Here is a 9,202-nt window from a genome sequence, read left to right as displayed (position 1 = left end):
TCAAGACGGAATCGATCCGGTACGACAGCGGCCAATGATGCTGGGCGTCCAGCTTGACGAGTACCTCGAGCGAATCGATCTTGATCGTGTCGCGAACGGACGGCTCCATGCTCGACAGATCCAATGTGCTCTCCAGCACGCTCTCGAGAACGTCAGCGCTTCCGGGCCGTTGCCGTTATAGCTTATGGCGATCTCGTCTCCGGATGGCTTCACGGCCAGTGCGCTGCCCAGCCCCCTTACTCCTTCTATTGATTCCGCCAAATTAATCTGCAAGGAGGACAGCGTTCTGACGACGTTCGCCGTCTCTTCCTTGGAGAGCTTGCTCCATTCCTTGAACTCGTCGGAGTACATATAATAAGCGTCGGGAACGAGAATCGCCCGCAACGAAGACTTTTCGCCATCGATGTCGCTTTTGTTCGTCTGATCCAGCTTGAGCGGCCCGAGCTCTGCCCGCCCTTGCATATCCAGCTTGACGGTGGAGTTGCTGCCTGCGCTTTCTCCGCTCATTTTTTGATTTAAATTAAGCTCGAAACCATACTTTTTCAATTGCTTAGCCGCGTCTTCGCTTTGGTCAGCCATTCGTCGGCCGACGACTGTTGCGCGGAAGACGTTGCAGACGGCGACGCGGCCGAGGACGACGCCTCTCCCTTGGACGACGAGCACGCCGCGCAAAAAATAATGACGGCGAGCGCTAAATAACGAGCCCGATATAACAATGAAAACATGGCGAACATACCTCCCTGGCGGATAACGTCGTACGGTAATGAGCACAATGACCGGGTATTCACCGACCAAAGGAGGAGCTTCCCATGGAGAACAAGTCCCACAAGGGGAACTACAAAGGAACGACGAATATGGCCGCCAAAAACCAGGATATGGCCTTCGTCAACGACACGCTCGAGAATACGAAATCCGTCGCCCCAACCCCCCGCGCCGACAAAAAAACGGACTAACCTCTCTGTTCCAGGCTCGTCCGGCGCCGCATCATCGGATTAGCCGCGGCTAAGCGCCTATACTTGCCGCGGTTAACCCTCCAACCGTTTCTATACGTTAGCATACCCCGTAAAGCCGGGCAAGCGACGCAAGTCCCTCATACCCATGCATCGTTGTCGTAGCCGCGTTCCTCCCAATATCCCGTATGCGGCTTATCGACCAATTCGATCCGATTCAACCATTTCACCGACTTGTACGCATACATTTTCGGAACGATGAGCCTTGCGGGGCCTCCATAATCTCGATGAATCGGCTTCCCGTCGTGAAGAATCGCGACCATGACGTCGTCCATATTCGCTTGCTCAAGCGACAGCGCGTCTGTATATTCCCCGTCCCCCGAATAGAATTTTACGTATTTTGCCTTCGGATTTACTCCAGCCAGCTTCAGCAGCTCGGAGAGAGGAATCCCTTCCCAGGTGTTGCGGTATACCGACCAGCCCGTCACGCAGTGAAAATCGCTGACCTGAACCTTGCGCGCAATCGCCAGAAACCGCTCCCAGCTCCAGACGGCAGGGCGATCCACCAAGCCGTCCAGCGTGAACGTCCATGTCTGCGAGTCAAAGGAAGGCAGCCGCGTGACCGTATAGACGCGAAAGCGGCCTTCCGCGCCTCCCCCGATTACCCGCACCGAATCCGGCAGCGGCTCGGGTTCCGGAAGCATGCGATTGCCTCCGGATGAAGTATCGTTCATGCCTCCCGCCGTTCCTCCCCCGGAAGCTCCTCCGAGTCCCGGCACCGTGCCAAGCCAACGAAAAAAGGGCGGAACCGTCGCGACCGCCATAGCGACGCCGAACGACCATTTCAAGAACTGGCGACGCGTAACCCATTGTGCCGGGGTTGGAGACCGGTAGCCGCCAGGCTGCAGAGCTTCAGCCGACTCTCCAGCCTCCGCCCGAATCGTTCTTCGCTCCGGTCGTCTCATCCATTGAATCCGGGTGATCGAATGAAAGAGGATGTACGGCATTCCGACCCAAGTGAGCAAATCATGGACGACCAGAGCGTTATTCGCCCATCTCGGCGGCAAATGACGGAACTGCCACAGCACGATTCCGGACAGCAGCCAGCCGACGAGCAGAATGAGCATAACCGACAGATTCCTTTTTTGACTTGGCCGGTTCCTGATCTGCTTCCAATGCCTTCTCATTAATGGAGCGTACATGACCAGCAGAATTCCGGACACGACGCCGACCCCGATATGCAACTGCTTGATCCATACCCGGCCTTCGCCAAGCCAGCCTCGGACCGCCCCCCAGGACAGCACCAAGCCCGTGACCGCCAGCAGCACGACCAGCCAGCCGTTCCATCTGTGCAGCTCGGCCAATTGCTTGCCAAATCCCGTTTTTTTCTTGTTTTCGTTCATCGCCCGTCCTCCCTTCCCGCCCTCCGGCATCGTCTTTACCGCACCGCTTCACAAGCATTATTACTTAAAATTATAGCATAGCCAGGCGCTCCGAAATGTGGAACGGTAAGGATCTCAATGCGTCATTTTGAAATAAAAGGGAACTTCTCGGGTGAACGGTCGTCGTATTGTACGAGGTGGGCTTGGAGTGGATCATGAATACTTGAAAAATATGACCGACGGTCTCGACCGGAACGCTTTGTTGGAAGATCTGATGCTGACTTACGGCAAGGATGTCTGGAATTACGCTTACTTCCTAACCCGGCGCAAAGACCTTGCGGAAGACATCGCTCAGGATGTGTTCGTGAAGGCGTACAACAGCCTTTATTCCTTTCGCGGCGACTCGCCGATGAAGGCTTGGCTGCTAACGATTACACGCCATGCGACGCTTGACTATCTGAAGTCCTCCTGGGTGCGCAAAGTGGCATTTCTAACTCCCTGCAGCAACAGGAACGCTCCGTCCCTTCAGCGGAGACGGAATGGTTCGATTCCATGGAAAAAAGGGAAATTTGGGACAGCGTGCTGAGCCTGCCCCGCAAATTACGCGAGGCGCTGCTTCTCTATGCTCATCATCATCTGTCGATCAAGGAAATCGCAGAGCTTATGAATTTGAATGAAAGCACGGTCAAATCCCGGCTGTTTCGCGCAAGGGCGGCCATGAACCGCCAAATAAGCCGAGAACAACGGGCAGACGGGAGGAACGAACCGTGAGCATGCCTCGCAATTGGGAAGAAGAACTGTCCGAGATGCCGACTGGCGCAGGGGATTCTCGATGCGGACCATCCGCAAGGTGAAGGAGCGAATAGCTATGCAGGAAAAGAAAAAATACCGTTATCGTCAGGCTGCGGCTGCAATTGTTTGTACGGTGCTGCTCGGAGCCGGATATTTGTTGCGGGACGATCTTGCAGATTGGATGAGAAAAGCGCCTGCCGCCAAGCCGGTCATCTCCGACGATGAAGAGGTTCGATTAAGCGTTCAATATTACGACACCGGCTCCTTATTGCAACGCTACAGCACGTTCATCATTCGTCACCCTTCCGTTCGCTTGGAAGCCGTATCCCCTCCTCAAGGAGAAGCTTACACGGCGGAGGGCTACGTCTCATGGGCGAAAAAAAGCTCTGCGGACATCTTTCAGGTTCCGCTGGCCTATGTCGATGACATGTCGCGCGAAGGGCTCATCAAGCCGTTGGACGCTTGGATTAAGAGAGACAGCTATGACATTGAATCCTTGTATAAGCCCGTCGTACAAGCGATTCGGGAGGCTGGCGCAGGCCAATTATACGGTCTGGCTCCGTCGTTCGAGACATATGCCCTGTACTACAATAAAACCTTATTCAATGCAGCGAACATCCCGTTGCCCAAGGACGGCATGACATGGGAAGAGGTTTGGAATCTCGCCGCCCAATTCGGCGAATCGCCGAAAGGGAATGACATTGCAGGACTGAGCTTCGGCGATACTCGCCCGCCGCGTCGCTTTCCCTTCTGGGCAAAGCATGGGTTTGCGGCTAACATCCGCCGACGGCAAGCTGCCTACTATCGATACTCCAGGTTGGCGAAAAGCGCTGGAACCGCTGGCTCGCGGATGGAGGGAAGGATGGATCAGCAAGCAACAGCCCAAAAAGAGAGAGGGCGATATACTCATGAAGGATTTGTATATGGAAGACCCCTTTTTAACGGGGAAATCCGCCATGTCATTCGCCAGTTCTATCTATATGAATGACATTCGTTCCGCCGAGAAGCTGATCCCCTTTCAAGATAAGTGGGAGCCGTCACTCAGCCGACCGCGACGGGTAATCGAACGACTCCCGGCTATTCGGAGTGTCCTATATATATGCGATCAACTCTTCCTCCAAAGATGCCGACGCCGCTTGGAGCTTCTGAAAGCAATGGTAAGCAAAAATCAAGCGCTGCGAGACAAAAGAAACAACTATAGCTCGCTGTCCGCCATTCCAATGACCGAAGGATTGGAGGATTCGAAAAATACATCCTCAGGCTCGCTGTTGTCGGTCAGTGGAATGGCGGACAGCGAGCTATAGTTGTTTCTTTTGTCTCGCAGCGCTTGATTTTTGCTTACCATTGCTTTCAGAAGCTCCCAAGCGGCGTCGGCATCTTTGGAGGAAGAGTTGATCGCATATATATAGGACACTCCGAATAGCCGGGAGTCGTTCGGATTACCCGTCGCGGTCGGCTGAGTGACGGCTCCCCACTTATCTTGAAAGGGGATCAGCTTCTCGGCGGAACGAATGTCATTCATATAGATAGAACTGGCGAATGACATGGCGGATTTCCCCGTTAAAAAGGGGTCTTCCATATACAAATCCTTCATGAGTATATCGCCCTCTCTCTTTTTGGGCTGTTGCTTGCTGATCCATCCTTCCCTCCATCCGCGAGCCAGCGGTTCCAGCGCTTTTCGCCAACCTGGAGTATCGATAGTAGGCAGCTTGCCGTCGGCGGATGTTAGCCGCAAACCCATGCTTTGCCCCAGAAGGGAAAGCGACGCGGCGGGCGAGTATCGCCCGAAGCTCAGTCCTGCAATGTCATTCCCTTTCGGCGATTCGCCGAATTGGGCGGCGAGATTCCAAACCTCTTCCCATGTCATGCCGTCCTTGGGCAACGGGATGTTCGCTGCATTGAATAAGGTTTTATTGTAGTACAGGGCATATGTCTCGAACGACGGAGCCAGACCGTATAATTGGCCTGCGCCAGCCTCCCGAATCGCTTGTACGACGGGCTTATACAAGGATTCAATGTCATAGCTGTCTCTCTTAATCCAAGCGTCCAACGGCTTGATGAGCCCTTCGCGCGACATGTCATCGACATAGGCCAGCGGAACCTGAAAGATGTCCGCAGAGCTTTTTTTCGCCCATGAGACGTAGCCCTCCGCCGTGTAAGCTTCTCCTTGAGGAGGGGATACGGCTTCCAAGCGAACGGAAGGGTGACGAATGATGAACGTGCTGTAGCGTTGCAATAAGGAGCCGGTGTCGTAATATTGAACGCTTAATCGAACCTCTTCATCGTCGGAGATGACCGGCTTGGCGGCAGGCGCTTTTCTCATCCAATCTGCAAGATCGTCCCGCAACAAATATCCGGCTCCGAGCAGCACCGTACAAACAATTGCAGCCGCAGCCTGACGATAACGGTATTTTTTCTTTTCCTGCATAGCTATTCGCTCCTTCACCTTGCGGATGGTCCGCATCGAGAATCCCCCTGCGCCAGTCGGCATCTCGGACAGTTCTTCTTCCCAATTGCGAGGCATGCTCACGGTTCGTTCCTCCCGTCTGCCCGTTGTTCTCGGCTTATTTGGCGGTTCATGGCCGCCCTTGCGCGAAACAGCCGGGATTTGACCGTGCTTTCATTCAAATTCATAAGCTCTGCGATTTCCTTGATCGACAGATGATGATGAGCATAGAGAAGCAGCGCCTCGCGTAATTTGCGGGGCAGGCTCAGCACGCTGTCCCAAATTTCCCTTTTTTCCATGGAATCGAACCATTCCGTCTCCGCTGAAGGGACGGAGCGTTCCTGTTGCTGCCAGGGAGTTAGAAATGCCACTTTGCGCACCCAGGAGGACTTCAGATAGTCAAGCGTCGCATGGCGTGTAATCGTTAGCAGCCAAGCCTTCATCGGCGAGTCGCCGCGAAAGGAATAAAGGCTGTTGTACGCCTTCACGAACACATCCTGAGCGATGTCTTCCGCAAGGTCTTTGCGCCGGGTTAGGAAGTAAGCGTAATTCCAGACATCCTTGCCGTAAGTCAGCATCAGATCTTCCAACAAAGCGTTCCGGTCGAGACCGTCGGTCATATTTTTCAAGTATTCATGATCCACTCCAAGCCCACCTCGTACAATACGACGACCGTTCACCCGAGAAGTTCCCTTTTATTTCAAAATGACGCATTGAGATCCTTACCGTTCCACATTTCGGAGCGCCTGGCTATGCTATAATTTTAAGTAATAATGCTTGTGAAGCGGTGCGGTAAAGACGATGCCGGAGGGCGGGAAGGGAGGACGGGCGATGAACGAAAACAAGAAAAAAACGGGATTTGGCAAGCAATTGGCCGAGCTGCACAGATGGAACGGCTGGCTGGTCGTGCTGCTGGCGGTCACGGGCTTGGTGCTGTCCTGGGGGGCGGTCCGAGGCTGGCTTGGCGAAGGCCGGGTATGGATCAAGCAGTTGCATATCGGGTCGGCGTCGTGTCCGGAATTCTGCTGGTCATGTACGCTCCATTAATGAGAAGGCATTGGAAGCAGATCAGGAACCGGCCAAGTCAAAAAAGGAATCTGTCGGTTATGCTCATTCTGCTCGTCGGCTGGCTGCTGTCCGGAATCGTGCTGTGGCAGTTCCGTCATTTGCCGCCGAGATGGGCGAATAACGCTCTGGTCGTCCATGATTTGCTCACTTGGGTCGGAATGCCGTACATCCTCTTTCATTCGATCACCCGGATTCAATGGATGAGACGACCGGAGCGAAGAACGATTCGGGCGGAGGCTGGAGAGTCGGCTGAAGCTCTGCAGCCTGGCGGCTACCGGTCTCCAACCCCGGCACAATGGGTTACGCGTCGCCAGTTCTTGAAATGGTCGTTCGGCGTCGCTATGGCGGTCGCGACGGTTCCGCCTTTTTTCGTTGGCTTGGCACGGTGCCGGGACTCGGAGGAGCTTCCGGGGAGGAACGGCGGGAGGCATGAACGATACTTCATCCGGAGGCAATCGCATGCTTCCGGAACCCGAGCCGCTGCCGGATTCGGTGCGGGTAATCGGGGAGGCGCGGAAGGCCGCTTTCGCGTCTATACGGTCACGCGGCTGCCTTCCTTTGACTCGCAGACATGGACGTTCACGCTGGACGGCTTGGTGGATCGCCCTGCCGTCTGGAGCTGGGAGCGGTTTCTGGCGATTGCGCGCAAGGTTCAGGTCAGCGATTTTCACTGCGTGACGGGCTGGTCGGTATACCGCAACACCTGGGAAGGGATTCCTCTCTCCGAGCTGCTGAAGCTGGCTGGAGTAAATCCGAAGGCAAAATACGTAAAATTCTATTCGGGGGACGGGGAATATACAGACGCGCTGTCGCTTGAGCAAGCGAATATGGACGACGTCATGGTCGCGATTCTTCACGACGGGAAGCCGATTCATCGAGATTATGGAGGCCCCGCAAGGCTCATCGTTCCGAAAATGTATGCGTACAAGTCGGTGAAATGGTTGAATCGGATCGAATTGGTCGATAAGCCGCATACGGGATATTGGGAGGAACGCGGCTACGACAACGATGCATGGGTATGAGGGACTTGCGTCGCTTGCCCGGCTTTACGGGGTATGCTAACGTATAGAAACGGTTGGAGGGTTAACCGCGGCAAGTATAGGCGCTTAGCCGCGGCTAATCCGATGATGCGGCGCCGGACGAGCCTGGAACAGAGAGGTTAGTCCGTTTTTTTGTCGGCGCGGGGGTTGGGGCGACGGATTTCGTATTCTCGAGCGTGTCGTTGACGAAGGCCATATCCTGGTTTTTGGCGGCCATATTCGTCGTTCCTTTGTAGTTCCCCTTGTGGGACTTGTTCTCCATGGGAAGCTCCTCCTTTGGTCGGTGAATACCCGGTCATTGTGCTCATTACCGTACGACGTTATCCGCCAGGGAGGTATGTTCGCCATGTTTTCATTGTTATATCGGGCTCGTTATTTAGCGCTCGCCGTCATTATTTTTTGCGCGGCGTGCTCGTCGTCCAAGGAGAGGCGTCGTCCTCGGCCGCGTCGCCGTCTGCAACGTCTTCCGCGCAACAGTCGTCGGCCGACGAATGGCTGACCAAAGCCGAAGACGCGGCTAAGCAATTGAAAAAGTATGGTTTCGAGCTTAATTTAAATCAAAAAATGAGCGGAGAAAGCGCAGGCAGCAACTCCACCGTCAAGCTGGATATGCAAGGGCGGGCAGAGCTCGGGCCGCTCAAGCTGGATCAGACGAACAAAAGCGACATCGATGGCGAAAAGTCTTCGTTGCGGGCGATTCTCGTTCCCGACGCTTATTATATGTACTCCGACGAGTTCAAGGAATGGAGCAAGCTCTCCAAGGAAGAGACGGCGAACGTCGTCAGAACGCTGTCCTCCTTGCAGATTAATTTGGCGGAATCAATAGAAGGAGTAAGGGGCTGGGCAGCGCACTGGCCGTGAAGCCATCCGGAGACGAGATCGCCATAAGCTATAACGGCAACGGCCCGGAAGCGCTGACGTTCCTCGAGAGCGTGCTGGAGAGCACATTGGATCTGTCGAGCATGGAGCCGTCCGTTCGCGACACGATCAAGATCGATTCGCTCGAGGTACTCGTCAAGCTGGACGCCCAGCATCATTGGCCGCTGTCGTACCGGATCGATTTCCGTCTTGACCGTTGAGTACGAGCGGGCAAGCCTTCGACTTTGGAGCAGTCGCTTGAGCTTTTTACAGGAATCACAACGCGACGCGAGCCAGTCGTCGTTCCGAGGAAGCGAAGAACGCCTGAGCTCGATCCGTCGCTGGAAGACGATTTCGAGTTCGGAGATCTTCAATAGCGGTTTGTGGACGATGCGCCCCGCTTCCGGTATAATGACGTGAGAATCTTAGAGGCACACGTTAAGGAGTGTTAGGGTAATGGCACTATCGTGCGGAATCGTCGGACTGCCGAACGTCGGCAAGTCTACGTTTGTTTAATGCTATAACGCAGGCGGAGCGGAATCCGCCAATATCCGTTTTGTACGATCGACCCGATGTCGGGTCGTCGAGGTGCGGACGAGCGGCTGCAGAAGCTCGCCGACATCGTCACGCCGACCGGATCGTGCCGACGGCTTTCGAATTCGTCGA

At 54.8% G+C, this 9,202-nt stretch carries 13 protein-coding genes and 1 pseudogene; 9 read left to right on the top strand and 5 right to left on the bottom strand.

Features of this window, described 5'->3' with window-relative positions; genetic code table 11:
* Positions 1-795, bottom strand: a complete 795-nt coding sequence (locus tag D3H35_RS07845) for a DUF6612 family protein (protein WP_119148550.1) — start codon at positions 793-795, stop codon at positions 1-3.
* A gap of 14 nt (positions 796-809) precedes the next feature.
* Between D3H35_RS07845 and D3H35_RS31280 the strand changes: the two genes are divergently transcribed.
* Complete coding sequence (locus D3H35_RS31280; RefSeq protein WP_199728491.1) at positions 810-953, top strand: hypothetical protein; 144 nt, start codon at positions 810-812, stop codon at positions 951-953.
* Positions 954-1,090: 137 nt separating this feature from the next.
* On the opposite strand, the gene D3H35_RS07840 is transcribed toward D3H35_RS31280, so the two are convergent.
* Positions 1,091-2,353, bottom strand: coding sequence for a molybdopterin-dependent oxidoreductase (locus D3H35_RS07840; RefSeq protein WP_119148549.1), 1,263 nt, complete (start codon positions 2,351-2,353; stop codon positions 1,091-1,093).
* A 187-nt stretch (positions 2,354-2,540) separates the two neighbouring features.
* Here D3H35_RS07840 and D3H35_RS07835 point away from each other — a divergent pair, with 187 nt between their 5' ends.
* The 3 genes from D3H35_RS07835 to D3H35_RS07830 all read left to right on the top strand — a co-directional run bounded on the left by D3H35_RS07835 (position 2,541) and on the right by D3H35_RS07830 (position 4,112).
* On the top strand, positions 2,541-2,918 hold the full coding sequence (locus D3H35_RS07835; protein WP_233567822.1) for an RNA polymerase sigma factor: 378 nt from the start codon (positions 2,541-2,543) through the stop codon (positions 2,916-2,918).
* Positions 2,885-3,103 carry a sigma factor-like helix-turn-helix DNA-binding protein gene (locus tag D3H35_RS32175; RefSeq protein ID WP_233567821.1) on the top strand — a complete coding sequence of 73 codons (219 nt, stop codon included), beginning with the start codon at positions 2,885-2,887 and terminating at the stop codon, positions 3,101-3,103. The genes D3H35_RS07835 and D3H35_RS32175 overlap by 34 nt, the downstream gene beginning before the upstream one ends.
* Positions 3,104-3,164: 61 nt before the next feature.
* A complete protein-coding gene (locus D3H35_RS07830) occupies positions 3,165-4,112 on the top strand; it encodes an ABC transporter substrate-binding protein (RefSeq protein WP_119148548.1) in 948 nt (315 codons plus the stop codon).
* A gap of 207 nt (positions 4,113-4,319) precedes the next feature.
* Here D3H35_RS07830 and D3H35_RS07825 read toward each other — a convergent pair whose 3' ends face one another.
* Both D3H35_RS07825 and D3H35_RS07820 read right to left on the bottom strand, forming a co-directional pair.
* Positions 4,320-5,648 (bottom strand): ABC transporter substrate-binding protein, encoded by a 1,329-nt coding sequence (locus tag D3H35_RS07825; protein ID WP_119148547.1) that lies wholly within the window; start codon positions 5,646-5,648, stop codon positions 4,320-4,322.
* A gap of 2 nt (positions 5,649-5,650) precedes the next feature.
* Positions 5,651-6,214, bottom strand: a complete 564-nt coding sequence (locus D3H35_RS07820; protein ID WP_119148546.1) for an RNA polymerase sigma factor — start codon at positions 6,212-6,214, stop codon at positions 5,651-5,653.
* 187 nt (positions 6,215-6,401) lie between these two features.
* On the opposite strand from D3H35_RS07820, the gene D3H35_RS32170 reads away from it, so the two are divergent.
* Positions 6,402-6,617: a hypothetical protein gene (locus tag D3H35_RS32170; protein ID WP_233567820.1), complete on the top strand. Its 216-nt coding sequence runs from the start codon at positions 6,402-6,404 to the stop codon at positions 6,615-6,617.
* Positions 6,548-7,660, top strand: a complete 1,113-nt coding sequence (locus tag D3H35_RS07815; RefSeq protein ID WP_233567819.1) for a molybdopterin-dependent oxidoreductase — start codon at positions 6,548-6,550, stop codon at positions 7,658-7,660. Before D3H35_RS32170 ends, D3H35_RS07815 begins: the two co-directional genes overlap by 70 nt.
* Positions 7,661-7,754: 94 nt before the next feature.
* Here D3H35_RS07815 and D3H35_RS07810 read toward each other — a convergent pair whose 3' ends face one another.
* Complete coding sequence (locus D3H35_RS07810) at positions 7,755-7,940, bottom strand: hypothetical protein (protein WP_119148545.1); 186 nt, start codon at positions 7,938-7,940, stop codon at positions 7,755-7,757.
* A 14-nt stretch (positions 7,941-7,954) separates the two neighbouring features.
* Here D3H35_RS07810 and D3H35_RS07805 point away from each other — a divergent pair, with 14 nt between their 5' ends.
* The 3 genes and pseudogenes from D3H35_RS07805 to D3H35_RS34675 form a co-directional block, all read left to right on the top strand.
* Positions 7,955-8,539, top strand: coding sequence for a DUF6612 family protein (locus tag D3H35_RS07805; RefSeq protein ID WP_119148544.1), 585 nt, complete (start codon positions 7,955-7,957; stop codon positions 8,537-8,539).
* The gene (locus D3H35_RS07800) at positions 8,536-8,757 is read left to right on the top strand and encodes a hypothetical protein (RefSeq protein ID WP_119148543.1); all 222 of its coding nucleotides are present in this window, start codon (positions 8,536-8,538) and stop codon (positions 8,755-8,757) included. The genes D3H35_RS07805 and D3H35_RS07800 overlap by 4 nt, the downstream gene beginning before the upstream one ends.
* 235 nt (positions 8,758-8,992) lie before the next feature.
* Positions 8,993-9,202, top strand: a pseudogene (locus tag D3H35_RS34675) (GTPase); the annotation flags it as partial.

The organism is Cohnella faecalis (assembly GCF_003570905.1).
Lineage (GTDB): Bacteria > Bacillota > Bacilli > Paenibacillales > Paenibacillaceae > Cohnella > Cohnella faecalis.
Note: the sequence above shows the minus strand (reverse complement) of the source record. Positions and strands in the feature narration are given on the sequence as shown.

What these genes read in the sequence shown, in the direction of transcription:
- D3H35_RS07815 (WP_233567819.1), top strand. Translation starts at nt 6,548, where the DNA reads ATGGATCAAGCAGTTGCATATCGGGTCGGCGTCGTGTCCGGAATTCTG.
- D3H35_RS31280 (WP_199728491.1), top strand. Translation starts at nt 810, where the DNA reads ATGGAGAACAAGTCCCACAAGGGGAACTACAAAGGAACGACGAATATG.
- D3H35_RS32170 (WP_233567820.1), top strand. Translation starts at nt 6,402, where the DNA reads ATGAACGAAAACAAGAAAAAAACGGGATTTGGCAAGCAATTGGCCGAG.
- D3H35_RS07830 (WP_119148548.1), top strand. Translation starts at nt 3,165, where the DNA reads ATGCGGACCATCCGCAAGGTGAAGGAGCGAATAGCTATGCAGGAAAAG.
- D3H35_RS07810 (WP_119148545.1), bottom strand. Translation starts at nt 7,940, where the DNA reads ATGGAGAACAAGTCCCACAAGGGGAACTACAAAGGAACGACGAATATG.
- D3H35_RS07825 (WP_119148547.1), bottom strand. Translation starts at nt 5,648, where the DNA reads ATGCCTCGCAATTGGGAAGAAGAACTGTCCGAGATGCCGACTGGCGCA.
- D3H35_RS07840 (WP_119148549.1), bottom strand. Translation starts at nt 2,353, where the DNA reads ATGAACGAAAACAAGAAAAAAACGGGATTTGGCAAGCAATTGGCCGAG.
- D3H35_RS32175 (WP_233567821.1), top strand. Translation starts at nt 2,885, where the DNA reads ATGGAAAAAAGGGAAATTTGGGACAGCGTGCTGAGCCTGCCCCGCAAA.